This window comes from Rufibacter psychrotolerans, assembly GCF_016924645.1.
GTDB classification, from domain to species: Bacteria; Bacteroidota; Bacteroidia; order Cytophagales; family Hymenobacteraceae; genus Nibribacter; species Nibribacter psychrotolerans.
Map to the genome: position 1 here is coordinate 55,736 of NZ_JAFFJV010000015.1, position 26,786 is coordinate 82,521.

The 26,786-nt window shown below is 55.2% G+C and carries 21 protein-coding genes; 9 read left to right on the forward strand and 12 right to left on the reverse strand.

The window, feature by feature from the left end:
- Window positions 1-248: 248 nt before the first annotated feature.
- Entirely contained in the window at window positions 249-926 is a 678-nt protein-coding gene (gene nth, locus JT718_RS14665) for an endonuclease III (protein WP_205503463.1), read from the forward strand.
- A gap of 97 nt (window positions 927-1,023) precedes the next feature.
- Window positions 1,024-2,925: an FG-GAP-like repeat-containing protein gene (locus JT718_RS14670; RefSeq protein ID WP_205503464.1), complete on the forward strand. Its 1,902-nt coding sequence runs from the start codon at window positions 1,024-1,026 to the stop codon at window positions 2,923-2,925.
- 80 nt (window positions 2,926-3,005) lie between these two features.
- Here the strand turns inward: JT718_RS14670 and JT718_RS14675 are convergent, their stop codons facing one another.
- Both JT718_RS14675 and gldB read right to left on the reverse strand, forming a co-directional pair.
- The gene (locus tag JT718_RS14675) at window positions 3,006-4,205 is read right to left on the reverse strand and encodes a glycosyltransferase family 4 protein (protein WP_205503465.1); all 1,200 of its coding nucleotides are present in this window, start codon (window positions 4,203-4,205) and stop codon (window positions 3,006-3,008) included.
- A gap of 69 nt (window positions 4,206-4,274) precedes the next feature.
- The gene (gene gldB, locus JT718_RS14680; protein WP_205503466.1) at window positions 4,275-5,270 is read right to left on the reverse strand and encodes a gliding motility lipoprotein GldB; all 996 of its coding nucleotides are present in this window, start codon (window positions 5,268-5,270) and stop codon (window positions 4,275-4,277) included.
- 62 nt (window positions 5,271-5,332) lie between these two features.
- On the opposite strand from gldB, the gene JT718_RS14685 reads away from it, so the two are divergent.
- Window positions 5,333-6,019 carry a porin family protein gene (locus tag JT718_RS14685; RefSeq protein WP_240337109.1) on the forward strand — a complete coding sequence of 229 codons (687 nt, stop codon included), beginning with the start codon at window positions 5,333-5,335 and terminating at the stop codon, window positions 6,017-6,019.
- A gap of 106 nt (window positions 6,020-6,125) precedes the next feature.
- Here the strand turns inward: JT718_RS14685 and JT718_RS14690 are convergent, their stop codons facing one another.
- The 3 genes from JT718_RS14690 to JT718_RS14700 form a co-directional block, all read right to left on the reverse strand.
- Window positions 6,126-7,733, reverse strand: coding sequence for an Rne/Rng family ribonuclease (locus JT718_RS14690; RefSeq protein ID WP_205503467.1), 1,608 nt, complete (start codon window positions 7,731-7,733; stop codon window positions 6,126-6,128).
- A gap of 215 nt (window positions 7,734-7,948) precedes the next feature.
- Complete coding sequence (locus JT718_RS14695) at window positions 7,949-8,830, reverse strand: tetratricopeptide repeat protein (RefSeq protein ID WP_240337110.1); 882 nt, start codon at window positions 8,828-8,830, stop codon at window positions 7,949-7,951.
- Between the two features lie 60 nt (window positions 8,831-8,890).
- Window positions 8,891-9,196, reverse strand: a complete 306-nt coding sequence (locus JT718_RS14700; RefSeq protein WP_205503468.1) for an HU family DNA-binding protein — start codon at window positions 9,194-9,196, stop codon at window positions 8,891-8,893.
- Window positions 9,197-9,388: 192 nt separating this feature from the next.
- Here JT718_RS14700 and mutY point away from each other — a divergent pair, with 192 nt between their 5' ends.
- From mutY to recG, 5 genes are all read left to right on the forward strand, one after another.
- Complete coding sequence (mutY, locus tag JT718_RS14705) at window positions 9,389-10,462, forward strand: A/G-specific adenine glycosylase (RefSeq protein ID WP_205503469.1); 1,074 nt, start codon at window positions 9,389-9,391, stop codon at window positions 10,460-10,462.
- 45 nt (window positions 10,463-10,507) lie between these two features.
- A complete protein-coding gene (locus JT718_RS14710) occupies window positions 10,508-10,993 on the forward strand; it encodes a single-stranded DNA-binding protein (RefSeq protein WP_205503470.1) in 486 nt (161 codons plus the stop codon).
- A 104-nt stretch (window positions 10,994-11,097) separates the two neighbouring features.
- Window positions 11,098-12,363 (forward strand): transporter associated domain-containing protein, encoded by a 1,266-nt coding sequence (locus JT718_RS14715; protein ID WP_317195516.1) that lies wholly within the window; start codon window positions 11,098-11,100, stop codon window positions 12,361-12,363.
- A complete protein-coding gene (gldD, locus tag JT718_RS14720) occupies window positions 12,350-12,949 on the forward strand; it encodes a gliding motility lipoprotein GldD (protein ID WP_205503471.1) in 600 nt (199 codons plus the stop codon). The genes JT718_RS14715 and gldD overlap by 14 nt, the downstream gene beginning before the upstream one ends.
- Before the next feature lie 418 nt (window positions 12,950-13,367).
- On the forward strand, window positions 13,368-15,464 hold the full coding sequence (gene recG, locus JT718_RS14725; RefSeq protein WP_205503472.1) for an ATP-dependent DNA helicase RecG: 2,097 nt from the start codon (window positions 13,368-13,370) through the stop codon (window positions 15,462-15,464).
- Window positions 15,465-15,490: 26 nt separating this feature from the next.
- Here the strand turns inward: recG and JT718_RS14730 are convergent, their stop codons facing one another.
- Window positions 15,491-15,721, reverse strand: coding sequence for a hypothetical protein (locus tag JT718_RS14730; protein WP_205503473.1), 231 nt, complete (start codon window positions 15,719-15,721; stop codon window positions 15,491-15,493).
- Window positions 15,722-16,157: 436 nt separating this feature from the next.
- On the opposite strand from JT718_RS14730, the gene JT718_RS14735 reads away from it, so the two are divergent.
- Window positions 16,158-17,609 carry a hypothetical protein gene (locus JT718_RS14735; protein ID WP_205503474.1) on the forward strand — a complete coding sequence of 484 codons (1,452 nt, stop codon included), beginning with the start codon at window positions 16,158-16,160 and terminating at the stop codon, window positions 17,607-17,609.
- Between the two features lie 117 nt (window positions 17,610-17,726).
- On the opposite strand, the gene JT718_RS14740 is transcribed toward JT718_RS14735, so the two are convergent.
- From JT718_RS14740 to JT718_RS14765, 6 genes are all read right to left on the reverse strand, one after another.
- Window positions 17,727-18,182 (reverse strand): hypothetical protein, encoded by a 456-nt coding sequence (locus JT718_RS14740; RefSeq protein ID WP_205503475.1) that lies wholly within the window; start codon window positions 18,180-18,182, stop codon window positions 17,727-17,729.
- 13 nt (window positions 18,183-18,195) lie between these two features.
- Window positions 18,196-19,623 (reverse strand): SusD/RagB family nutrient-binding outer membrane lipoprotein, encoded by a 1,428-nt coding sequence (locus tag JT718_RS14745; protein WP_205503476.1) that lies wholly within the window; start codon window positions 19,621-19,623, stop codon window positions 18,196-18,198.
- Window positions 19,624-19,627: 4 nt separating this feature from the next.
- Complete coding sequence (locus JT718_RS14750; RefSeq protein WP_205503477.1) at window positions 19,628-22,750, reverse strand: SusC/RagA family TonB-linked outer membrane protein; 3,123 nt, start codon at window positions 22,748-22,750, stop codon at window positions 19,628-19,630.
- A 501-nt stretch (window positions 22,751-23,251) separates the two neighbouring features.
- The gene (locus tag JT718_RS14755; protein WP_205503478.1) at window positions 23,252-25,039 is read right to left on the reverse strand and encodes an acyl-CoA dehydrogenase FadE; all 1,788 of its coding nucleotides are present in this window, start codon (window positions 25,037-25,039) and stop codon (window positions 23,252-23,254) included.
- A 41-nt stretch (window positions 25,040-25,080) separates the two neighbouring features.
- Window positions 25,081-25,431 carry a four helix bundle protein gene (locus JT718_RS14760; protein ID WP_205503479.1) on the reverse strand — a complete coding sequence of 117 codons (351 nt, stop codon included), beginning with the start codon at window positions 25,429-25,431 and terminating at the stop codon, window positions 25,081-25,083.
- Window positions 25,432-25,489: 58 nt separating this feature from the next.
- Window positions 25,490-26,668, reverse strand: coding sequence for an acetyl-CoA C-acyltransferase (locus JT718_RS14765; RefSeq protein ID WP_205503480.1), 1,179 nt, complete (start codon window positions 26,666-26,668; stop codon window positions 25,490-25,492).
- Window positions 26,669-26,786: the final 118 nt, after the last annotated feature.

Below are 26,786 nucleotides of genomic sequence, written 5' to 3' on the forward strand. Positions count from 1 at the left end.
ATAAGTACTTGATATACTATTAGGTTTGATTCAAACTATGGAGATACCTTATCGCTGGGCTGCAAGCTTTTTCTTTCGGCAAGCCGGCGGTAGGTCCTTAAGCAATATAGTTCATACCGACCGAAAATTAACGGCCTGGCTCCCCATGTATTCAACAGGTTGCTTGGTAAGAGAAACCGCAGTCTACGTAAAGCTTACTTTCCTCCTTTTACATAAGTTTGTATCTGAAAAGACTACAGACTTACACCATGCGCAAACCAGAGCGGTACCGCCACTTAATCTCCTACTTTACCCAACACTTTCCCGAGGCCGAAACCGAGCTGGACTACCGCAACCCGTATGAGCTGCTGGTGGCCGTGGTCCTGAGCGCCCAGTGCACCGACAAACGGGTGAACCTGGTCACGCCCGCCCTGTTTGAAGCTTTCCCTACGCCAGAGGTGCTGGCCACGGCTGGCGCCGAAGATATATTCCCGTACATCAAGAGCATTTCATACCCCAACAACAAAGCCAAGCACCTGGCCGGTCTGGGCAAGATGCTGGTGGAAAGGTTCGGGGGCGAAGTGCCTTCTTCTATTGAGGAACTGCAGCTCCTGCCCGGCGTGGGCCGCAAGACCGCCAACGTCATCGCCTCGGTGATCTTCAACATGCCCGCCATGGCCGTAGATACGCACGTGTTCAGGGTTTCCAAGCGGTTAGGGCTGGTGAGCGCCAAGGCCAAGACCCCGCTGGAGGTGGAAAAAGAACTCCTGAAGCACATTCCGGTGGACCTGGTGCCCAAGGCGCACCACTGGCTCATCTTGCACGGCCGCTACATCTGCCTGGCCCGCACCCCGCAGTGCGAGCGCTGCCCGCTCACGCATTTCTGCGCCTATTTTGAGAAAAACTGGCCAAACAAGCCCGATGACCCACAAAACAAGTTGGGGTAATACTTAGCGAGGGCTTCTGTACAGAGGACCTTCCCTTATCTTTTTCTGCCAATTTAGGACCCTAAAAAGGCTGGCCTTCTGGGGTGAACACTCTTGTATGAAGAAAATTGTTTCCTTGCTGCTTTCCCTCTGCGCCTGGCTATCTGCCGCGGCGCAACCCGCTGTTCATTCTTTCTCTCCTGCGCATGGACCGGCCGGTACCACCGTCAGCGTTAACGGCACGGGCTTTGGCACCAATCCGGGCAGCAATACCGTGTACTTTGGCGCCATAAAGGCAACCGTCACCTCGGCCAGCCCAACTCAATTACGGGTGCTCGCGCCCGCCGGGGCCACGTACCAGCCCATTACGGTCACCGTGGCAAACCTTACCGCCTCCTCTCGGCAGCCGTTTTTGTTGACGTATCCGCTGGCCTCCCCCACGATCACACCCACTACTTTTGCTCCCTTGGGCAATTACGACGTGGGCAGTTGGCCAGAGCGGGTGAGCGTGGCAGACTTAGACGGCGACGGCAAGGCCGAGGTGATCACTACCAACAGTCTGGCCAACACCGTTTCTATCCTGAAAAACAGCAGCAGCAGGGAAAACATAGCTTTCACCGCCGCGCTGGAGCTTGCCGCCGGCGTAGACCCCAAAGAGATTGCCACCGTCGATCTGGATGGCGACGGCAAATTAGACCTAGTGGTGACTAACTTTAACAGGGGGCTTGCCAGCACTATTTCGGTGTTCAGGAATACCAGCGCGGGCAATGCCATTTCCTTTGCGCCCCAGGCCGAATACGCCACCGGCAACGGAACCATTGGCCTTTCCATTGCCGATTTAAACTCAGACGGCAAACCCGACATTGTGGTGGGCAGCGGCAACTCAGGCTTTTTTTCCGTCTTCCGAAACACCACGGCCCTGCCCGGCACCATCACACTGGCCACCAAACAGGATTTTACGCTATTAACCCACCCCAACAATCTCACCACCGCCGACCTGGACCAGGACGGGAAAGAGGACCTGATTACCTCTAACTTCAGTAGCCACAACATTTCCCTGTTCAGAAATACCAGTAGCAAGGGCGGCCCTATCTCGTTTGCGGGCAGAATAGACCTTTCTACCGGCACGCACCCTATCCACGTCATTACCGGGGACTTAGACGGCGACCAGAAGGCTGACATAGCGGTAACGAACTACACCACTAAAACCATCTCTCTATTCCAGAACCAGAGCGTTCCTGGTTTGCTCTCCTTTGCGCCAAAACAGGCCATAAACACAGATGCCACCAACATCTGCTTCGCCGACCTCAACGGAGACAGAAAGCTGGACATGGTTACCGGATCCAATACCACCGGCCTGATTTCTGTCTTCCCTAACACCCATTCAGCCGCCGCCCCTTTTTCGTTTGCCGATAAAGTAGAGTTTCTGACCGGGCCTTATGAGACCAGCGTGGCCTCCAGTGATTTGAACGCCGACGGCAGCCCAGAACTGGTAGTAGCCAACACCATTAAGAACAGCATCACGGTTTTAGGGTCGCCGTGCCTTCTGCCCGCGAATTTCCCAACGGTAAGCCTCTCCACAGACACGCTGTACGTGTTTGATAACAAGCCCGAAACGGTACAGGTAACCAGCTCTGGGAGCGGGTTTGAGTGGAACGACGGCAGCCAGGAGCCCAGCCGGAGCTTTACCACCGCCGGCAAATACTGGGTAAGTGCCGCCAATGCCTGCGGAGAGGCATCTGCCACGCTGGAGGTTATCTCCATCAGCCTCTCCGTTCCCAATATCTTCACGCCCAACCATGACGCCCTGAATGACGCTTTTTACATCAAAGACCTGGAGAAGGTGAAGGGCAGCAAGAAACTCACCGTTTACAACCGCTACGGCCAGGAAGTGTACCACACCCCAGACTACCGAAACGACTGGAAAGCCGAAAAGCTAAGCAGTGGCGTGTACTACTACAGTTTACACCTCTCCGCGCTGGGGAGAAGAATCAAGGGCTGGGTAGAGATTATCCGGTAAGAGGGGCCGTTCCACTTTTGGCCTAAACAAGGGGGTTGATTCTGAGCTAGGGGTTTCCCAGTCTTCTGCTTCGTTCTGCCTTAGGAGTTGGTTTGGAGGCAATTCTCAAAAATCTGCTCTAAAACGGGTACCATCTGCGCACGATCAAACTGCTCCCGTGCCACCTGCGCCGCGTTCACCCGCATGTGGGCCATAGCCGGTTGATCTGCCAGGTGCTGTACCAAGGTGCTGGCCAGCGTTTCGGCCTCGCCGGCAGGAACGTACCAGCCGCAGGAATGCGCCTCTACCAACGTTTTCGTCCAGCCAGGATTGGTGACCACCACGGGCGTCCCTACCGCCAGACTGTCAAAAAGTTTTCCCGGCGAGTTGGCCTCCAGCACCGGTAAGTCAATGAAAGAAACCACCGAAACGTCTGCGATAGAGAACAGCTTGAAGATTTCGTGCCGGGGCAGAGGCGGCAACAGCTTGATGTTGGGGAGTCGGCCGGCGGCTTCTTCCAGCAAAGGCGCGTCATAGCCTTGCCCGGTAAAGACGAAGCAAAGGTCTGGGCGGTCCTGCAGCAGCTCGGCAGTTTTCACCAGCAGCGGAATGTCATTGGCCCGGCCGTAGGTACCGGCGTAGAGCACCACTTTCCTTCCTTTCAGCCCTAGCTTTTCGCGTAGCGCCTCCTGCTCCTGAACGGCAATGTCGGCCGGGATCTCAGTTCCGTTCACCAGGGTGGTCACTTTCCCCGGCGCAACACCTTTCTCCACAATGTACCGCTCCATGTCTGGAGACAGCGGAATAATGTGCACGGCCTGCCGGTACAAGGAAGCCTCCATTCTGTAAAGCTGCTGCTGCGCGAAAGTTGACGGCACCGCCCCCATCTGGATGGGGAATGAGGGCCAAAGATCCTGCACCTCAAACACCCAGGGCACCTTCCTGAACCGGGCTACCTGCGCGGCCGCCCAGGCGGTGGTAAGCGGCGTGGATACGCCCCAAATGACATCGGGTTTGGGCATGCGCAGGCCTCTCACTACAGCGTGGGAGGCGAAGGAACTGAACGCCCGCAACCGCTGCACCACGCCCATTTTATTGGAGTACGGCGCTTCAATAGAAATCAGATTGACGCCCGGGGGTACCCAATGATAGTGCTGCGTGAGGCGCTTGCTTTCCCAGGCGTTGGAGGTAATAAGGGTAATCTGGTGCCGCTTGGCCAGCTCCGTCATAAAGGTGTAATGCCGGCACGTGGCCGGGCAGTCTGGGTTATGATGGTACTGGTGGAAAAGCGCGATGTGCATGGCACCAAAGATACAAAGGTGAACGTTTTGGGCCTGTTCTGGCCAAACCGGCTTTAAAACGTAAGACGGTTACTTTTTCTGGGGCTTGTACTTAGACAGCTCCAGAATCTTGCGGGCGTTCTTTTCCTCCATCAGTTGCTGCAGGGTTACCTCAGGGTTGTTCTCCATGTACTTGCGCACAATCTGCCAGCCTACCCAGGTGGCAACCCGGCCGGGGCAGCGGGCGCTGATCTCGGGTACGTTGGGGCGTTCGCCAATGTATTTTCGTATGATGAACTGGCTGTTCTCGTAAAGCAGGCCTTTCTCTATCAGGTGGGCCCAGATCTTGCCCTCATTGTACTCTACATCGGCCAGCTCCTGCCCGGTGTACCAGATGATCAAAGAATCTGGGGTGCAGGGCATCATCTGCTTGGTGAAGTAGTACGACTTGCCGTAGTCAATCATCTCGTCCAGCATCTCCTTGTTCACAAAATCGGTCTTGTTGAATTTGTTGGAGACCAGCAGCATCACAGACGGGGCCAGGTTTTTCTTTTCGTAGCGTTCCAGAATGTACTGCGGCGCCTGCGGACGGAAAGAGGCTTTCTCCCCGATGAAGAAGTCCAGGCCCATCACAATGAGGCTATCGCTCACCAGCAGGTCACGGCTGAGGCCTGAGACAAACGTCTGTACCTTGGGGATATGGAACGTGGGGTAGTAGTGCTTCACGTGCTTGAGGGCGTTCTCCAGATCCTGCTCAATGCCGCTCATGTCTTTGAAGGTGGCGTCGCTCTCGCGCACCAGTTTGTGGATGCTGGTATCGGTGGCCAGCCGGAGGAGGCTCTGCGCCATGAGTTCTTCAGAAGGGTAGCGGTCGCGCAGCAGGAATTTATCTCTTAGGAGTGGCTCCTCTTGCAGGAAGGCCTGCATCTCTGGCACAGTTTTTATCTTAAAGAAGCGTTGCTCCAGCCGATCTACTTTGATATCCACCGGAATTTCGGCTATCTCCTCGGGGATCTCGCACGTTTCATTTTTATTACAACCAAAAAACAGCACTATAGTAAACAGCAGCAACAAATAGCCTCGCATTCTTTCTTCCTTTTTATCTTTAGGCAAATTTAACGCATCAAACCTTAATACCCTCTTACCCCATGAAGATGATTCGCTTTACTTCCCTGGTTATAGTGCTGGCCGCTTTCCTGTTCTGTGCGCCTAAGGCCTCGGCGCAGGTAGAGATTGGCGTGAAGGTAGCTCCTTCGTTCTCCTTTGCCCGCACCATTGCCAAAGAACAATACAACCTCCAGAACAAGGGCAGCAACCTGAACTTTGGGGTGGGCATCATTGCCGATTACTTCTTTGGGGCCAATTACGCCCTGAGCTCGGGCCTTATCTTCAACACCAAGGGCTCTACCATCAGCTTTGACTATACCGCCGATGACGCCATGGGCGTAAGGCAAACTGGTGAGAACGACATCAACCTGCAGTACCTGGAGATTCCGGTCACCCTGAAACTCTTCACCAATGAAGTCTCGCAGGGCACGCGGCTGTACTTCCAGGCGGGGCCTTCCCTCAACACCATGCTGGCCGCCAAGTTTGACGACCGCAAGGTGCAGCCCAACGGCGACAAATACACCAAGGATTTCAACCTCTTTGAGATTAGCCTGTTGCTGGGCGCCGGGGCCGAGTGGGAACTGGGCCAGAGCACCAAGCTGTTTGCCGGCCTCTCCTACCACCGCGGCCTCACCGACTTTGATGAGCTGTATGAGAAACGCTTCGGTGACAAAAAAATTGAGCTAAAGAACAACTCCGTGGCCGTTGACCTGGGCATTAAGTTCTAAGCTGTTTTGGGCCGGTTTTCCAGAAAATAGCCCCAAAACCGCAGGTAAAAAGAAAGGCCCCCGTTCTGCAACGGGGGCCTTTTGTTATATACTGGCAGCAGGAGGCTTATTCCTCTGTTTCTACCGCACGGTCTTGTAACCCATTTACTTCAGCGTACGCTGACTTTAGCTCAATCTCGTCGCCGTGTTCGTCCATCACCCTGAACTCTGTGAGTGCCAGGGCGGTGTCTTTCATCACGTGCACCCACTTGAAGTGTTTCAGGAACCATTTCCGCTGACGGGAAAGGATGCCTTTGGTGTAGTACGCGTGCAGGAAAGGATGCACGTACAGCGTAATGTTTTTCTGATTCTGGCGGGTCAACAGATCTTCAATGGTCTGATCTATGTCATCGGTCACCAGAATGCTGGCGGATATCTTGCCGCTGCCTCCGCAGGTAGGGCATACCTCGCCGGTTACAATATTCTGCTCAGGCCGAACGCGCTGGCGGGTGATCTGCATGAGCCCGAATTTGGAGATGGGCAGCACCGTGTACTTAGACCGGTCTTTCTTCATCTCTTCCTTCACCACATCCTGCACTTTTTGCCGGTTCTCGGCCGACTTCATGTCAATGAAGTCTACTACAATGATTCCGCCCAGGTCCCGGAGGCGCAGCTGACGCGCTACCTCTTTTGCCGCGGTAAGATTCACATTCAAGGCGGTGGCTTCCTGGTCCGTCTCGGAGTTGGATTTGTTGCCGCTGTTTACATCTATCACGTGCAGGGCCTCGGTGTGTTCAATCACCAGGTAACCGCCGCCGGGAATGCTCACCGTCTTCCCGAACAGGGATTTCAGCTGCTTTTCAATGTTATAGTGTTCAAAGGCTTTTACCTTGCCCGTATGGTGCTTCAGAATCTTCAGCTTGTCCGGGGCAATGGTCTCAATGTAAGTTTTGATTTCTTCGTGCAGCTTGGGGTCATCTACCACAATGCTGTCAAAACTTTCATTTAAGATGTCTCTCAACATGGAGGAGGAGCGTCCAAGCTCCCCAATTACCTTGTCGCGCTCCTTGGCGGTGCGCAACGTGGCAATGCCTTCTTCCCAGGTGGCCAGCATGGAGCGGAGGTCTTTGTCTAGCTCCGCCACTTCGCGGCCCTCGGCCACGGTGCGGATGATCACCCCAAAATTCTCCGGCTTAATGGAGGTTATCAGGCGTTTTAGACGCGTACGCTCTTCTTTGCTTACAATCTTCTTTGACACGCTTACCGTGTTAGAGAAGGGCACAAGCACCAGGTAGCGGCCAGCCAGGGAAATCTCGCAAGAAAGCCGGGGCCCCTTGGTAGATATTGGCTCTTTTACAATCTGGACCAGGACCTGCTGTCCTTTCTTCAGGACATCGGCCATTTTGCCCAGCTTGTCTATTACGGGCTCAAACTTGATCGGGCCAAGCTTGGCAGAAGTGTTCTTCTGGGTCTGCACCATCTTCACGTATTTGTTGAGCGTTTTCACGTTCTCACCCAAATCATGGTAGTGCAGGAAAGCGTCTTTGGTGTAGCCAATGTCAATGAACGCGGCGTTCAGACCGGGCATTACCTTTTTCACGGTTCCCAGGAAAATATCTCCCACCGAGTAGTTGGTATCATTCCGGTCGAAGTGATACTCCACTAATCGCTTGTCCTGAAGAAGGGCTATTCGTTCTCCATCTTGAGTAGAATTAATAATTAATTCGTTACTCAATGTTTTAGATGCTTAGTTGGAAGAATATACAAAGCCCAGCATTACCAGAGGCGGCAATGTGGGCTTGAAAGATCAAAGGCTATGCCTTATTTTTTCTTGTGTCTATTCTTACGAAGACGCTTCTTTCTTTTGTGAGTAGCGATCTTATGTCTTTTTCTTTTTTTACCGCAAGGCATAGTCTTGATTTTTTATTAGTGAAAAATATTTTAACTCTTTTATTGAGCGCTGTTCAGGCGCTGTAAATAGTTGTCTGCAGAAGCCTGCACCTCTGGCTGCTTGCTTATTTCTTTGACTTTCAGGAAAGCCTTCTGGGCCTCTGCTTTCTTACCCGTCTCAGCCAACGCTACGCCCAGGTAAAAAGTGCCCTCTACGTGGTCTGGGCTCACCGCCAACAGCTCCCGGAACCGGTCTACCGCCTTCTCATACTGATTAGACTGGATAGACAGCACGCCCAGGTTAAACAGGGCTTTCTCGTTCTTAGGGTCTGCCGCCAGCACTTCGCGCAGCAGGGTGATGCCCCGCATAGGCGTGCTGCTGGCAATGAAGGTCATGGCCATGTTGGTCTTGGCGTCCAGGTTGGTGGGGTTGTTCCTGAGCACCTGCTCATACAGCCCTTGCGCCTTGGCGCCCAAAGCTTGGGAACGCTCTTGCGTGGCAGCAAACGTAAACGCCTCAAAATACTGGTCAGCGGCCTTCTGCAGGCTTTTCTCGCCTGGCCTTACCTGAGCCATTTGCTCAAAGTAGTACCCGGCGCTGTCATGCTTGGCAATGGCCGCGTACTTCTGGCCCAGCTCATCGGCTAGCTTGCCTTTGGCCTGGGCGTTGGCCTCCAGGTTGAAGCGGTTGCGCAGATCGGCAATTTCCTTCAACTGGGCGGGCGATGCCTCCACGTGTGCGTCTGCCGGGGCGGCCTCGTTCGCGTGGTCTTCATGGCCCGGATGGTTAGGGTCATGGGCAGGCTCATCGCGGTTGGCGGTAGCTCCGTTAGAAGCAAACTCTCCTTTACTGTCCTTGTTTATAATCACTTTGGGTAACATAGCCATCAAAACAGCCAGCACCACGGCAGAGAAAATAAGGGCTATCCGACCTTTTGACATAGACTTGAAACCTCTAAATAATTAAAAAGCAAACCGTTGCGGGTGCAAAGGTACAAAAAACTAAGAAACTACGGTTTCTTTAATTTTTTTGCTGTTTTTGATCTTGGCAACAAACGTCTTAGACGGCTTGAAAGAAGGGATGTAGTGCTCGTCAATGATGATAGACGTGTTCTTAGAAATATTGCGGGCTACCTTCTTGGCGCGCTTCTTATTCACAAAGCTCCCAAAGCCACGCACATAAATGTTATTACCATCGGCCATGGAATCTTTTACCACTTTGAAAAACGCTTCTACTGTGGCCGCAACATCAGATTTCTCAATCCCTGTCTTATCCGCAATTTCTGATATAACTTCTGCTTTAGTCACTTGTTTAACTTGTTTAAGTAATTAAGTAAAGATGAATATGTTTGTACAAACGTTATGCTGTATTGCTACCGCATCCCTGAAATCGGGGCACAAAGGTAGTTGGGCTTTTCGGAAAGTAAAACAATTTATGTAAAAAATCTGTTCGTTCTGGCACCGCGTAAGAACAGCAAACCAACACGTTAAAGCCTTTTCATGGCCGCTTCCCCTTCTTTTTTTAGTTATATCCTCATTGAGTGGTACCACCGCCACCAGCGCCCCTTGCCCTGGCGCGAAACCACAGACCCTTACGCCATCTGGCTTTCAGAAATCATTCTGCAGCAGACGCGCGTGCGGCAGGGCCTGCCGTATTACCTTAAGTTCATGGAGCGGTTCCCTACGGTGCAAGACCTGGCCCATGCCCCCGAGGATGAGGTGCTTAGGCTCTGGCAGGGCCTGGGATACTACTCCCGCGCCCGCAACCTCCACCATACCGCCAAGCAGGTGGTAAGTGAGTTTGGAGGCCGTTTTCCGGATACGTACGCCAAACTGCTGCAGCTCAAGGGAGTGGGCACCTACACCGCAGCGGCCATTGCCTCCTTTGCCTACCGGGAGCCGGTGGCCGTGCTGGACGGCAACGTGTATCGCGTGCTGGCCCGGGTGTTTGGCCGCCAGGAGAACATTGCCGCCCCAGCCAGCAAGAAAATATTTGAGGAGCTTGCCAACGCCCATCTGCCGGCAGACCAACCCCATACCTACAACCAGGCCATCATGGAGTTTGGGGCCATCCAGTGTACCCCGGTGGCGCCAGACTGCCTGTTCTGCCCGCTGCAGCAAGAGTGCTTCGCGTTTCAGCACGGCCTGGTGAACGTTCTGCCCATCAAGGAGAAAGCCAAAAGCAGCCGCCAGCGGTACTTCCATTATCTGGTCTTACAGCACGAAGACAAACTCTACCTGAGAAAGCGCCCGGCCAATGACATCTGGCAGAGCCTCTATGACTTCTACATACTTGAGACCGACGAACTGCACCCCGAGCCGGCGCTGCTGCAGAACCGGGCCGCCGAGGCGCTGGGCCTGCCCGGGCTGGAGTTCCGCAGCACCGGCAAAGTGTACAAACACATCCTGAGCCACCAGAAAATTGCCGCCCAGTTCTACCTTTTTTCGCTCCCTTCTCGTTTAAGGGAGGAAACGGAAGACACTATAGGCATAAAGCTATATACCATTGAAGAGATAGAAGCCCTGCCCAAACCTATTTTGATCCATTCGTTTTTAGATGAGCACTTTTTTTAATATATTTATAAGCTAAATCAAATTTAAACCACTTGATTTTAACCTATGGCGAGCATCAATAAAGTTATCTTAATTGGCAACCTTGGCAAAGACCCTGAAGTGCGTCATCTAGAAGGCGGCGTGGCCGTGGCTCGCTTTCCGTTGGCCACGTCAGAGACGTTCAAAGACAAAAATGGGGAGCGCCAAGAGCGCACCGAGTGGCACAACATTGTGGTGTGGCGCGGTTTGGCCGAAGTTGCCGAAAAATACGTCAAAAAAGGTCAGTCAGTCTACATTGAGGGCCGCATCAGGACCAACAGCTACCAGGACAAAGACGGCATCCAGCGGTACAGCACCGAGATTGTGGCCGACAACATGACCATGCTGGGCGGCCGCCCCGAAGGCGGCGGAGCGGCGCAGAACGGCGGTGGCTACAGCAACGAGGCCCCGGCAGCCAGCGTAAATACCACTAGCGGGAACACGGGCCAAGGCAAAGGGGGCAACTCCCGCGCGGCAGCCTATGAAGAAGAGCCAGACGATCTGCCCTTCTAACCTATTGTTGAACCAAACTTAGAGATTTGGAAAGTATACCTCCATTAGGGGAGCCCTCCAGTTGGGGCTCTCTCTTACTTTTTTCCCTTTCAACTTTTCAAGGGGTGGAATGGGTTCTCCCTTCTGTCCTGCTTGCGCTCCTCTTCGGCGGCAGCCTGGCCATCTCTGCCTCCCTTGCCGCCTGCCAGCAATACCTTAGCACATCGGCCGCCACCCGGCAACCAGCCGTTCCGTTCCTGCAGCAGCCGGAGCGGGTTCTCCTGGCCGGTGCATTTCTTTCCTCCACGCTTCACCTCCTGCTGGGCGTGTGCGGCTACTGGCTCCTGACCTATCTGGTGGCCTCGGCGGCCCCGCACCCTTGGCTCATCACCGGCGGATGCCTGGTGGCCGGGGCGGTCCTGCTCCTGGCGGCCCGGCTGTATTTTGCCAATTGGGGCCGGCGCAAACAAGCCATTTCTGCCACTCCGGTACTCACCGCTGCCCTAAGAACGGTGTATGCCCTGGGTGCCCCGTTTGTGGCCATCATCCTTCCCCTGCAGCAATTGGTGGGCCGCACCCGGGTGGCTTTCGGGGCCCCGTCTCCCTCTGAGGAACTCACCCACTCGCTGGACCAGACGCCCGCTGAGCCCATCTCGCCGGAGGAAAAAGGCCTGCTCAAGGCCATTGTGAACTTCAGCTCCATTACCGTGCGGCAGATCATGCGCGCCCGCGTAGACGTGATTGCCTTTCACCGGCGCATGCCGTTTCCGGCCCTCCTGAAGCAGATCAACCAGTGGGGCTACTCGCGCGTGCCCGTGTACACCGAGGGTCTGGACAAGATTGACGGCATTCTGTACGTGAAAGACCTTTTGCCTTATTTGAACGCCCCCGCCGACTTTGTGTGGCAAAACCTGATCAGAACCCCTTACTTTGTACCCGAAACCAAAAAAATAGACGAATTACTGCGTGAGTTCCAGGACCGCCGGGTGCACATGGCCATTGTGGTGAACGAGTACGGCGACACCACTGGCCTGCTCACCCTGGAAGATGTGATTGAGGAGATTGTGGGCGAGATCCATGACGAACTGGACGACGAGGAAGACCGCTACTATACGCAACTGGACGAACACACGTTCCTGTTTGAGGGGCGCACCTCATTGCACGATTTCTGCAAGGTGGTAGACCCGCCGGCCGAGCTGCTGAAAGAAGTAAGGGGCGAGGTAGAATCGGTGGCCGGGTTAATGCTGCGCCTGTTCTCCCGCATTCCGCATACCGGCGAGGAGATTCAGCTGGGACCTTACTTCTTCCGCATTGAAGCCGCCGACAGTAAAAAAATAAAGAAAGTACGGGTGCACGAAGCGGTGCACCATCCGCATAATGAAAAAGAATAACCTGCTCTCTCTTCTTACCGCGTGCTGCGGCATTCTCTTGTTGGCCGGCTGCGCAGAAGAGTACACTCCCAAACCCAAGGGCTACAACCGCATAGACTTACCCGAGGCTCGGTACACGCGCCTGCAGGAACAACACCCATACGTGTTTGAGCACTCGGTGCACGCCAGAATCCTGAAGGATTCTTCCCGCATTGCCGAGCCGCACTGGATTGACATCTACTACCCGCAGTTCAAGGCCAACATCCAGCTCACGTACAAAGACTTCAACCAGGACCCTAAGAAGTTCAACGCCCTGGTAGAGGATGCCCGCAAGCTCACCGGCCGGCACCAGATCAAGGCCTACGCCATTGAGGAAAGCCAGATTCAGACGCCCACAGGCATTACCGCCAGCGTGTTTGAGCTGGAGGGCGAAGTGCCCAGCCAGTTCCAGTTCTATCTGACAGACAGCACCAAGCACTTTTTTAGGGGAGCCCTCTACTTCAGAACCGCCACCGCCAATGACTCTCTGGCGCCCGTGATTGAGTACCTGAAGAAAGACGTGGTGCATCTGTTGAACACCCTACACTGGACAGAGCAGGTGAAGTAAACTGCGTTTTAGGGCCGTTTTGGGGAAAACGGCCGATAAACAGCAAACCCTTCTTATGTGCCTGGCAGGTAACTTTTCCGCAAACTTTTACCTGCAGCTGCAATATGGCGGGACAGGTAAACCTCTAACCGCGCACCTGCGTCTCGGCTCAACCTACTCTCACCGGTATTTTCGCTTACGGCAAGTGTTGTGTTTAGAGGCTAGTTTTAGAAAAGTGGTTCCTAAACACAAATACGCCGCGGCCCTACGTGAGCCGCTACTGCTCCCTGATAGCAGAAACTCGTTGCTCCGGCGTATCCAACTTTTCCCTCCGTTAGCCCCTCTCCCATCTTTTGCGTAATTTTACAGGACGGCTTCGCGGCAGTTTTCGGGCAGATTCTGGAAAAACGGCCGCTAAACACCAAGCTTCTCTCATTACGTGTCATCAGGCTTTTTCCATACCAAAATAGAGTTTCTCAAGGGCGTTGGGCCACAGCGGGCTACCCTGTTGCAGACCGAGCTGGCCATTTTCACCTACGGCGACCTCATCCAGCACTACCCGTTCCGGTACATGGACCGCACGCAGTTCCACAGCATCGCGGAGCTCACCGAAGACATGCAGTACGTGCAGATCAAAGGGCGCATTCTGGAGAAGAACCTGCTGGGCGAAGGGCGCAAACAACGGTTGTCGGCCATCATCCGGGACGCCTCCGGCGAGATGGAACTGGTGTGGTTCAAGGGCGTGAAGTACATGACCACCCAGCTGAAGGTGAACCATGAGTACATCGCCTTCGGCAAGCCCAGCCTGTTCAACGGCCGGTTCAACATGGCGCACCCAGAGCTGGAGGAAACCTCTGAGATAAAGCCCGAGCAGACGTTTCTGCAGCCGGTGTACCACACCACCGAGAAACTCAAGAACCACCGCGTAGACAGCAAGACCATCAGCAAAATGATGATGGAACTGCTCAAACAGGCGCCCACGCACCTGCCCGAAACGCTCACGCCCGAGCTGGTGGACCGCTACCGCATGGTATCCAAGCGCGAGGCCATGCTGCAGATCCACTTTCCCAAGAACTGGGACACGCTGCAGGCGGCCCGCTTCCGGCTGAAGTTTGAGGAACTGTTCTACACCCAGCTCAAGCTGGTGCGCACCGCCACCAAACGCAAAGCCGAACTGGCCGGACAGATCTTCAGCAAAACGCCTACTTTAACCGAGTTTTACAAAAATCACCTTCCTTTTGACCTTACCAATGCCCAGAAACGGGTGGTGCGCGAGATTTACCAGGACGTAACCAGCGGCAAGCAGATGAACCGCCTCTTGCAGGGCGACGTGGGCAGCGGCAAAACCATTGTGGCATTCGTGACCATGCTCCTGGCCACCGACAACGGGGCCCAGGCCTGCCTCATGGCGCCCACCGAGATCCTGGCCGACCAGCACTACCAGGGCCTGAAGCAGCACGCCGACAAACTGGGCATTGTGCTGGGCAAACTCACCGGCTCCACCAAGAAAGCCGACCGCCGGGTGCTGCACGAGCAACTGCGCAGCGGCGAAATGCAGATGATTGTGGGTACGCACGCCCTGCTGGAAGATGAGGTGCAGTTCCAGAACCTGGGCCTGTGCATTGTAGACGAGCAGCACCGCTTCGGCGTGGCCCAGCGCTCTAAACTCTGGCAGAAGAACCCCCGCGTGATTCCGCACGTGCTGGTCATGACGGCCACGCCCATTCCGCGTACCCTGGCCATGACCCTGTACGGCGACCTGGAAGTCTCTGTGATTGACGAGCTGCCCGCCGGGCGTAAGGAAATCATTACCGTGCACCGCTATGACGCCAACCGCCTGCGGGTGTTCGGGTTTATCAGGGAGCAGCTGAAACTCGGCCGGCAGGCCTACATTGTATACCCGCTCATTGAAGAGTCTGAGGGGCTGGAGTACAAAGACCTGATGGACGGCTACGAGAGCGTGACCCGCGCCTTCCCGGAGTACCGCGTGAGCATGGTGCACGGCAAGATGAAGCCGCAGGACAAGGATTTTGAGATGCAGCGCTTCCTGAAACACGAAACCCACATTATGGTGGCCACTACCGTGATTGAGGTGGGCGTGAACGTGCCCAACGCCAGTGTGATGGTGATTGAGAATGCCGAGCGGTTTGGGTTGGCGCAGCTGCACCAGTTGCGGGGACGCGTGGGCCGGGGCGCTGACCAAAGCTACTGTATCCTGATGACGGGCTACAAGCTCAGCAAAGAGGGCAAGACGCGCATTGAGACCATGGTGCGCACCAACAACGGCTTCGAGATTGCCGATATTGACCTGAAACTTCGCGGGCCGGGAGATTTGATGGGCACCCAGCAAAGCGGCGTGCTGGATCTTCTGATTGCTGATCTGGCAAAGGATGCCAAAATTTTGAAGGAAAGCCGGGCGGCGGCCCTGGAGATCGTAGAAAAAGACCCGGACTTAAGCCTTCCGGAGCATGCCAACCTGTTGCGGCACATCCGGTCGCTGAGCCATAACACCGTGAACTGGAGCCGGATCAGCTAGACCTGAGTCTGGGTCTTTTGGAAGAATTAATTCAAAGAGTAAGTAAAGGTTTCTTCAGTAGTTACTTTTTTAATGGTGGGTTCTACAACACTGTTGGTCTGCTGTGTGAAAGGGAATGTCTCTTGAAAATTAACTGAATAAGCACTTCCCGTTGTAAGATCTTTTTCCTTGCCGATTTCATTGGAGGCGTCATCTTTTAAATACTTTCCTACCAAAATCATCCCAACTAAAACAAACATCTTAAACGTAAACTTCATAATCTAAAAGAAAAAATTAAATGTTTTAAAGTACTACAAATACGTTACTTCCGCTTAAACTATGATTACCAGAAGGTTAGCTTTCTGTTAAATAATCATATTTCACTTTGTACCGTCTGCTCCATTTTCACCTGCCATTTTTGGGCAAGCCTTGGAATGTACGGGCCATTAGGGCAGGGGTTCGGCTTCAGTCTGTAAAAAGTTTTCCACAAGCCTGAAGCAAAATAGTCCTATATTATAATATTAAATATTTAGTATTTTTTGTCTTTGTCTGCCTGTTTTTCAGGCGGCTGCAAAGTTAAACATTAAATTCATAATCACTAACATTAGCCCCTTACTTCCTGCTTTTTTCGGGGCTTTGATTTTGCATTTTATATACTTTATGGCTCCTGCTGCGTTATGCGGTATATTTGCCTTACATCACTCTGTAAGAAATATGCGCACCAACTCCCTGTTTCTGTTTGCTTATCTTCTGGTAGTAGTTGCCCTCCTTTCGGCCCCAGTGGCCCGGGCGCAAAAGATAAAGTCGGCGGCCTTTACCTATGTGCCTGAAACCGCCGGCGACCAGTACAACCAACGCATCCCCAAAAAGGCGTTCGCCATCAGTCCCACAGACTTCATTATTCTAAGCCGCACCGCCGACAACACCTATGCGGTGGAGCGCTACGGCGCCGACCTGAAGGCCACCTGGTCTACCCCCGTGAAATTGGTGGGGCAGGAAACGGTAGAATCCTTTTCCCAGAACCAGCAAACGGCGTTGCTGATCACCCACCGCGTCTCGGCGGAGCAAGGCAGCCAGGCGCTGTACGGTCGCTTGTTTGATGTAAAGACCGGCAAGGAGCTGAAGCAGGCCAAACTGCTGGAAGCGCCCAGCAAGAGCCGCCGGTTGGCCGTAGCCACCTCGGCAGACGGTTCCAAACTGGTAACCTACCATTCCATTACCCGTGATGAACAACTGCGCTCCATCCAGGCCGTGGTGTATGACGCCGCGCTTACCAAGATCAAAGACCGCCTGTATGATTTTGCCAATGCCGGCCACCAGGTGAGCGCCCAGGTGCAGATTGACAACCACGGCAACCAGTTTGTGAGCATCCTTACCAACAACTCCATGCGCCTGAGCGTGCGCCGCTACAACAACCGCGACAATGAGATTAAGGTAATGGAGGTCATGCTGGGCGGCGTGTTTGACGGCACCAAGGTATACGTGATGGACACCAACTTTAAACTGCACCAGGACAGCAGCCTGTACGCGGCCGTGCTGGTGGCCGAAGAGAAAACCGGCGCGTACCACAGCCTCAAGATGGTGAGGTTTGACTATGCCGCCGGCAACATGCGCTTTGCCGAGGAGTTCCGCTTCACCCCCGAGTTCACCGAGAAGGTCACCAAAGCCACTGGCGCCAAGCGCCTGGAAGACCTTTACCTGTCAGACATCCTCATCAGTACCGAGGGCCAGACCCTGGTGATTGCCGAGAAAAAGTACACCGATGGCGGCGAGCACAGCGACTACCACGCCAAGGAACTGCTGCTCTTTGCCTACAACGAGTACCTGCAGCCTACCTGGAACTCGGTGATCCTGAAAGACCAGGTGGCGCCCGCCGCCGAAGGCTTCGCGGGTATCTCGTACAGCGCGCACCTCACCGGCAACCGCCTGCAGCTGCTCACCCTGGAAACCATCAAAGGCAAAACCGATCTTTACTCGCGCTCCATTCACCTGTTAACCGGCGCGGCCGAGCCGCCCAAAGCCGTGGGCCTGAACGTAGCCAATGACAAGCAGGTAGCCTTTGTGAAAGACTTTACCACCTGGCTGGACGAGCGCACCATCACGGCGGTGAACAGACCATCCAAAGCATCGGCGGGCTTGCGTCTTAGCCGGATCACGTTTAAATAGAAGGCGTTTAGCGGCTGTTTTCCAGAAAAGAGGCCAAAAACGCTAACTCAAACCCCAAAAGCCCCATAGTGCACATTTGCGCTATGGGGCTTTTCTTTTAAAGGCAGCCGTTTGGGGTTACTGCGGCACCGTAAAGCTCACGCTCGCCCGGGCCGGATATTGCTCCAGCCCCTGGTTGGCTACCCGCGCCTGAATGGAGAAGGCACTTCCCCGGGCAATATCAGCGGGCACCTGGTAGTTGAACAGGAGCGAATCGGTGCGGGTGATGTTGCTGTACGCGGGCTGGTAGGGCACCTCCCCTATTTTGGTCTCCTGCGTGCCCATGATCATATAGAACTGAATGTCTTTGATCTGCCCCTCAGACCAATACCGCAGGTCAAAACTCAGGTTGGTGCCGGGCGGCACAGCCGTGGAAGCCGGGGTAACCAGCCGGAACGTGGCAATCCTGGGCACATACCCCAAGTCTTCTTTGATGATGTCTTCCAGGTCTTGGGTAGGGTCTTCGTCACAGGCGCTGAAACCAAAAGCAAAGGCCAGCAGAAACAAGGCGATAAGGTTAGATATGCTTTTCATTTTAGGGCTGTTTTTATTGAAATAACCACAAAGGGCTGGTTTGGGTAACACCGCTGGGCACGCACGTATTCACGCCCGGCTCCTCATCGGCCAGGTTAGACCGCTGCACCCAGGGATTGCCCGGCAATTGGTTAATGACCGGCTTCTCAAGCCCCACATACACACTGGGGTCGTACTGGTAGCGGCGCATATCGGTCCAGGTTTCTATCTGCAGGAACAGGGCAATGTACTTCTGCAGCAGGATATCGGCCAGGGTTAAGGTAGCGGGGCTCAGGCCAACGGCGGGGTTGTCTACATAAGCGGTGATATCGGCTTCAGCCACCCCCACTTTGCGCATGCTGGCTTCAATGCCCCGCCGGTAGGCCAGGTAAGACTCCGCCCGATTGGTGTTGAAAAGGGCCTCGGCCAGGATAAACTGGGTCTCGGCGTAGGTAATCAACTGGATAGGGGCCACGTCACGGGTATGCCATGAAGCAGTGGTCAGGTTCACGTTTGCGGTGGGCTGGTCGCCCACCAAGCGACCGGGGGTAAGCCCCACATAGGTAGGGTTAGTACCGGAGCGCGTCATGTAGATGGGCAGGCGAGGGTCTGCCGCCCCCTGGAACCTCCCGCCCCGGCCACTCATCAGGTCTACCACGTACGAACTGGGCTGCATGGGCTTGTTGGTGGCATTGCCGATAAAGCCAAACCACGGATTGGGATTTTGCTGCTCATGGAGCAACTGCAAATCATCAGCGTTGGAGCTGAAAGCCAGGCTGGCTTCCTGAGCAGCGGTGGCCAGGGCGCCGGGTTGCTTTTCACTCAGGTGCAGAAAGTACCGCGCCCTAATGGCGTGGGCGGCTTTGGTCCACTTGGCCAGGTCTCCGCCGTAGATCAGGTCATTCTGCACGGTTCGCAGGCTGGGCAGCGAAGGCAAGGGTTGGGCCAGGTCTGACAGGGCTTCCTCCAGCAGGGCAATGATGTGCGTCTGGTAGAGGTCTTCCATCTTATCGTAGCAGGGGTACAGGTTGTCGGTGCCCTGGTTGGCCTGGGAGTAGGGAGCATCGCCGTAGACATCGGCCACGGTCATCAGGTTTAACGCCAGCAGCGTCTTGGCGATGCCCGAATAGTTGAACGCCCCTACCGCCTCGGCCCGGGTGATGATGTCCTGAAGCGTGGGAAAGGCGTCTGAGTAAAACGGCTGCCACAGTTGATCAAAGCCGTAGGGCGTAAACTGCCCGATGGCCTGCCCCGTGAGGTACTGCGGATACTGGGCCCCGTACTGGGCCGCCCCGTACAGGGTGTTGGCCGTAAACCGCTGGGCCGAGGGCAGCAGCGTGGGCAGCGTGGCCTCGCCGGCGCTTACCCGTGAGGGGTCAGTGTTCACGTCCAGCAGGTCTCCGCAGGAAACCAGCAGCAACACGCCCAAGGCCATGGTTATATTGTTGAGTAGCTTTCTCATGAGGTTAAAACGTAGCGTTAAGACCAAAATAAATACTGCGGGTAGCCGGTATGTTGGTACCCACGTACCCAAACACGTTGCTGCCCGGCCCGTAGGCACTCTGCTCGGGGTCAAAGCCTATGAAGGGCGACGTCATCCAGAGGTTATTGCCGGTTACTGAGGCGGTCAGGTTAGAGAATGGGGTCTTCGCCAACAAGGTCTTGGGCAGCGAATAGCTCAGGCTCACGTTTTGCAGGCGCAGCACGCTGGCATCCTGAAAGCCGTTGAACTCCTTGGCCAGCCGGTACCGGAACGACTGGCTGTAGAGACTGGACACGTCAATGACCACCGGGGTAGTGTTCTCTACCCACACCGGAGCTTCCCTGGTACCCGTATTGATCACGCCGTCAAAGATCACCAGACGGTTGCGCAGGTTGGTCTCTGCCCCGGTGGGCGACTCCCCACCCGCAGACCCGTAGCGCATGCGGCGATTTATGTCAAAGGCATCGCCGCCCTTCCTGAAGTTGAACAGAAAACTAAAGCTGAAGTTCTTGAAGGTGAAGCTGTTGTTCCAGCCGCCCTCAAAGTCTGGAAAAGCGTTGCCTATGTGGGTGTCCTGGGCCAGCGGGGTGCCCAGCCAGTTGTTGTTCACGTCTGGGTACCCGTTGATGATGACCAGGCGGCCATGGGCCGGATCTCCGGGGTCGTTTACCCGGCTAAGCTCCCAGCCGTACCAATCGCCGGGGCGCCCCCCGGTCTGGATGCGCTGTTTCACCCACGGCGATTCTGGCTGAAAGGTGATCACATCCACCCCCTCGGGCATGCTGACTACTTTGCCCCGCAGCCGCGTGAAGTTGAAAATGCTGCTCCAGCTGAAGTCCCGCGCTTTCAGCACCTCGGCGTCTACCACCAGCTCTATGACCCGGTTCTGGATCTCGCCGGCATTGGCCACGTAGGTGATAAAGCCCGTGGCCCGGCTGGTAGGAATGGGCACAATCTGGTCTACCGAGTTCTGGATAGCGTAGTTGGCATCTACCCGCAGGCGGTTGCCTAAGAAGGCCAGCTCCACGCCCAGTTCTATGCCCTTGGTGCGCTCGGGCCGTAACCGCTCAGAGCCTATGGTAGTACTCTGCCTGATGCCCGCCACGCCCAGGAACGGGGGCAGCGTGCTGTAGTAGGTTCCTAGCAAGTAAGGTGCAGCGTCTTTCCCCACCTCGGCGTAAGAGGCCCTTATTTTTCCGTAGTTGAAGAAGCGGTTCTGCGAAAGGCCCAGGGTCTCGCTGAAGATGTAGGCCAGGCTCACCGACGGGTAGAAAAACGACCGGTTGGCCACGGGCAAGGTAGAGGACCAGTCATTGCGGCCGGTCACGTTCAGGAACACGGTTTCTTTGTAGTTCAGCTTGGCGTCTCCAAACACCCCAATGATGTTGCGCTCGGTGGGGAAAGAACGCACCGTGTACTGCCCCAGGTTGTTCACGCTGTTAAAATCAGGCAAAATGAAGTTGGTACCAGAGCCAATTACATCGGTGGTGTTGATGGCCGTGACCTGATTGCCCAATGAAACCGTCAGGCCCAGGTTTTCGCCTAGTTGGCGTTCACCGGTGAGCAGCAGGTTGCTGTTGATTTCCTGGTAGGTGAGGCTTTGCTCAGAAATACTGCCCCGGCTGGTGGCGGCAATTAACACAGTGGGCCGCGTAATGATGCGCCGGTTGTTGCTGTAATAGTCAATGCCCGCCCGGTAATCCAGAGCAAGCCAATCGGTGAATTTGTAGTTAAGGCCCACATTCCCGATGATCCGGTTCAGGTCTTCCTCCTGGTAGGCGTTCTCCGCGAAGAACAGCGGGTTATCCAGCTGGGTAGAATACCGGTTCTGGGTTCCGTCTGGGTTGAGGTAGTTGAGCATGTCTACATCTGGCGCGTAGCGCGACGCGTACGAAACCACCCCAGACCCGCCTACCCCGCTCCTGGGGTTGGTGCCCTGCGAGTTGATGAAATTGGCCGAGGCATCTACCCGTACGCGGTCAGAGGCTTTCAGGGCCCCGGTGACTTTGGCGGTAGTCCGCTCAAACTCTGAATTGGGCACCACGCCGGTCTGGTCCAGACGGCCCAGAGACGCATAGAAAGTAGCCTGCTCCGTGCCGCCAGAAACCGAAAAGTTGTTCTGGAACTGGTGCCCGGTCCTGAACACCTGGTCCCACTGGTCATACACGCGCTCTCCGGGTGGAATAGGCGGACCATCGGCCCGGTAGTCGGTGGGGTTGTAGACTCCGTTGATGCCCCGGCTGTACCGCTCCTGCATGGGCGGTGTGCGGTACACATCATCCACGCTGAAGGAAGTCCGGAAGTTGTACGTGGTTTTCCCCGCCTGCCCCGATTTGGTGGTGATGATCACGGCCCCGTTGGAAGCCCTGAGCCCGTACAACGCCGAAGCGGCCGGGCCTTTCAGCACCGAGATGGAGGCGATGTCGTCTGGGTTGAGATCCGCGAAGCGGTTGGTGTTGGTGAAGATATCACCCGCCCGGCCCCCGGTCAGGTCTGCCTGTTCCCCGGCCCGGCCACCCGTCAGGTTCGTCTGATTGCTGATCGGGATTCCGTCTACCACAAACAGGGGCTGGTTGTTGGCATTAGGGTTAAGCGAGTTGATGCCCCTGATCACAATGGTGGAACCCGCCCCCGGAGCGCCGCCGGCACTCTGGATGCTCACCCCGGCCACCCGGCCGCGCAAGGCATTGATAGCGTTGGGCTGGTTGGTTTCCTGAATTAACCGGCTGTCTACTTCCTGCACGGCGTAGCTCAGGGCCCGGCGCTCCTGCTCCACCCCAAAGGCGGTGACCACCACCTCGCCCAAGGCCCGGGCATCTTCCGCCAGACCCACGTTAATGGTCTGCTGGTTGCCCACCGGCACTTCCCGCGTTCGGTACCCAATAAAGGAGAATACCAGTACCGCATTGGGGCCCGAGACAGCGATGGTGTACCTGCCGTCTGGCCCCGTAGCCACCCCGTTGGTAGGATTGTCCCTTTCCAGTACGGTTACCCCCGCAAGCACCTCGTTGGTTTTACCGGAGGTGACCTGCCCCGTGATCCTGATCTGGCCATAAGAGTAGAGGCTCCCCATGACCAGGAATAAAATGCATAGAGATTTTATCATAGTATGTAGGTTAAGGTGAGGCTACGGCAGAGAACTAATAGACCTAAGGTAGAAATAGTGTATATAAAAAAGAATATTCCATAGTTAAATATTTACACAGTTAAACTGCAGAACCTCACCAGTTTACAAAGGTTAATACCACACTTAAACGCCTCCTGCTGCAGGGGCAATTCCCAACCACTGAGCAGCTAGAACAGCCCCACCGCCCGCGTACAGATGACTGCCTAAAAGCTCCTCTGCACCCATGCCATTTTAGGGCAACTCTGGCGAAAACAGCCCTGAAACACACCAAAGAATTGCCGAGGCTAGGCCCAGATGTTCACCCCAAACCCATAGCCCCGTTACTAGAATTTAGCCCTAAAAACAGAAAGCCCCGCTGAGGCAGCGGGGCTTTCTGTTTTTAGGCAATTTTGACCAAAATAGGTCGTAAACGCCATGCTTCGTGCACGAACTCAAGAAAAGTCTTTCGTCTTTTGTCTTGAACCTTGCGTCTTAAAAAAACTAGTACACAAACTCGTTCGCCTTGATCATCTCAGCGGCGATGCGGCGACGGGCTTCTTTGGTGTTGTACGGCTCCAGCTTGGTGAAGCGCTTGAGACCAATCAGCAGCAGTTTCTGCTCATCACCGGGCTCAGACATGGCGGCGATGGCTTCTTTACCCGCTTTGTTGATACGGTCAGCGGCGTCATTAATCACCACGCGCATCATGTCCAGCTGGCGGGAGGTGGCTTCCTCGCCATTGCGGCTCACCAGTTTCTCCACGCGCAGCATGGTAGACTCGGCAATGTAGGTCTGGATGGCCATGTCGGCGATGTACATCAAGACTTCCTGCTCTTTGTCCAGGGTCATCATGAACTTCTGCACGGCGGTACCGGCGGTGAGCAGCACGGCTTTCTTAAATTTCTCCACGGCTTTCTTCTCGGCGGCAAACAGGCTGGTGTCCTCGTCCCCAAAGTCCGGAATCGCCATCAGTTCATTCTGCACGTTGGCGGCGGGGCCCATCAGGTCTAGTTCGCCCTTGAGAGCTTTCTTCAACACCATGTCCACGATGAGCATGCGGTTGATCTCATTGGTCCCCTCAAAAATGCGATTGATGCGGGCATCGCGGTACGCGCGGTCCATGGGGTAATCGGCGGAGAAGCCGTAGCCGCCGTAGATCTGCACGCCCTCGTCTACCACGTAGTCCAGCACCTCAGAGCCGTCTACCTTCAGGATGGCGGCCTCCACGGCAAACTCGCGGGCGGCTTCCAGCACGGCCTGGTTGTAGCTCTTGCCGGCGGCCAGCAGCTCCTGCTCTTTCAGGTGGATATCATGCCCGCAGCGGTACAGCGCAGACTCCACGGCAAAGATTCTGATGGCCTGCTCGGCCAGTTTATGGCGGATGGCCCCGAACTTGGAGATTGGAATCTTGAACTGGATGCGCTCATTGGCGTATTTCACCGACAGGTCTGCCACTGATTTACAAGCGCCCAGGCAAGCCGCCGCTAGTTTAATGCGCCCGATGTTGAGGATGTTGAAGGCAATGAGGTGGCCTTTGCCAATCTCGCCCAGCACGTTCTCTTTGGGTACTTTGCAGTCGGTGAAGAACACCTGGCGGGTAGACGAGCCTTTGATGCCCATCTTGTGCTCCTCGGGGCCCAGGCTCAGGCCTTCGTAGCCTTTCTCCACAATAAAGCCCGTGAACTTGTCGCCGTCTACCTGCGCGAACACAATGAACACATCGGCGAAGCCGGCGTTGGTGATCCACATTTTCTGGCCGTTCAGCACGTAGTAGTCGCCGCTGGGGTCCAGCACCGCTTTGGTTTTGGCGGCCAGGGCATCTGACCCGGAGCCTGGCTCCGTTAGGCAGTAAGAAGAAGCCCACTCGCCCGAAGCCAGCTTGGGAATGTACTTGGCTTTCTGCTCCTCGGTGCCGAAGTACAGGATAGGCAACGTTCCGATACCGGTATGAGCGGCAAACGCCACCGGGAACGAGTGCCCCGAGCCCACGGACTCGGTCACGAGCAAAGACGAATTGAAGTCCATGCTCAGCCCGCCGTACTCCTCTGGGATGGCCACGCCGAACAGGCCCAATTCGCCGGCCTTCTTCATGAGGTTCTCCATGAGGCCTTCCTCGTGGTTGTCCAGGCGCTCCACCAGCGGCATCACCTCGGTTTGCACAAACTGCTGGGCCGTCTCGGCCATCATGCGTTGTTCCTCAGAGAAGTCCTCTGGGATGAAAATATCCTGGGCGTTGGTTTCTTTGATGATGAACTCGCCGCCTTTTAGGGTTCTATTGGTAGTTTCCATGGTAGTATCACGTATCGTGTATCAAGTATCAGGACTTATTTTTAACCTAGGCTCTTTTTGAGCCTGTATAACATTTTCTGAATGTTCTCCACTTTTACAAGAAGTGGCTCTGTAGTTTCATTGTTAATTAATTTTAAGCGTTGCGCCAATAGGAGTTGAGTTTCAACTTCAAAAGCAGAACCAGTAGCAATGGTGATAAACTGAGAAAACTCCTTATTTGAGTTTCTCCCAGCCCCTTCAGAAATATTTGAAGGTACAGAAACAGCAGCTCGTGTGAGTTGAGAAGTTAAACCAAACTTTTCATGAGCCGGGAAGTTGGCTGTGGCTAAATAGATGGCTTCAGCCAAATCCATTGCCTCTTGCCAGACTCTCAATTCCTTGAAATTATGCATTGGCTAATTCAACTTTTGTCTTGCTACTTGATACCTGCTACTCGATACTCCATGCGCGCTAGCGCAACAATTCATAAATCCCCGCCACGCCTTGGCCGCCGCCCACGCAGGCGGTTACCATGCCGTATTTCTTGTTCTGGCGGCGCAGGTCACTGAAGAGTTGCACGCTCAGTTTGGCGCCGGTACAGCCCAGCGGGTGCCCCAGCGCGATGGCACCGCCGTTGGGGTTCAGTTTGTCTGGGTCAATGCCCAGTTCCCGCATCACGGCCACCGACTGCGACGCAAACGCTTCGTTCATCTCAATGATGTCAATGTCCTGCAGGTTCATGCCGGCGTTCTTCAGGGCGCGCGGAATGGCTTTCACCGGGCCCATGCCCATGATGCGCGGGTCCACGCCCTCGGCGGCGTAAGACACCAGGCGGGCAATGGGCTCAATGTTCAGCTCTTTTACCATGCGCTCGCTCATGACAATGACAAAGGCAGCCCCGTCTGAAGTCTGCGAAGAGTTACCCGCCGTTACCGTTCCGTTGGCCGCGAACACCGGCCGCAGTTTGGCCAGTTTCTCCATAGACGTATCGGCGCGCGGGCCCTCATCGGTGTCAACCACGTAGGAGCGGGTTTTCTTTTTGCCGTTCTCGTCCAGGAAAGTCTCTTCTACCGTGATGGGCACAATCTGGTCTTTGAACCGGCCTTCCTCAATGGCCCTGATGGCTTTCTGGTGCGAGGCGTAGGCAAAGGCATCCTGGTCTTCGCGGCTTACCTTAAAGTCATGCGCCACCGCCTCGGCGGTCAAGCCCATGCTCAGGTAGTACTCCGGGTGCTCTTTGGCAATTTTGTAGTTGGGCACGGTTTTCCAGCCCACCACCGGCACCAGGCTCATGGACTCGGCGCCTCCGGCGATGATGCAGTCGGCCATGCCGGCCTGGATTTTGAAGGACGCCGTAGCGATGGTCTCAATACCCGAGCCGCAGTAGCGGTTCATGATGGCCCCGGGCACGTTGATGGGCAGCGACAGGAGCGAAATCATGCGTCCCATCTGCAGGCCTTGCTCGGCCTCGGGCACCGCGTTTCCCACCAGCAGGTCATCTACGCGGGCGGGGTCCAGCTGCGGCACCGATGCCAGCAGGTGTTTGATGACATCGGCGGCCAGATCATCGGGCCGGGTGAACCGGAATACGCCGCGCGGGGCTTTCCCCACGGCGGTCCTGAATCCGGCAACTATATAGGCAGTTTGCATTTTCTTTTCTGTTTGATGTTAATGTGCTAATTCTTAATGTGCTAATGTGCTATTCTGTTTTTGGCCTGTTTTTTGGAAAAACAGGCCAAAAACGCAGCCGTTCATCAAGTCTATGAAC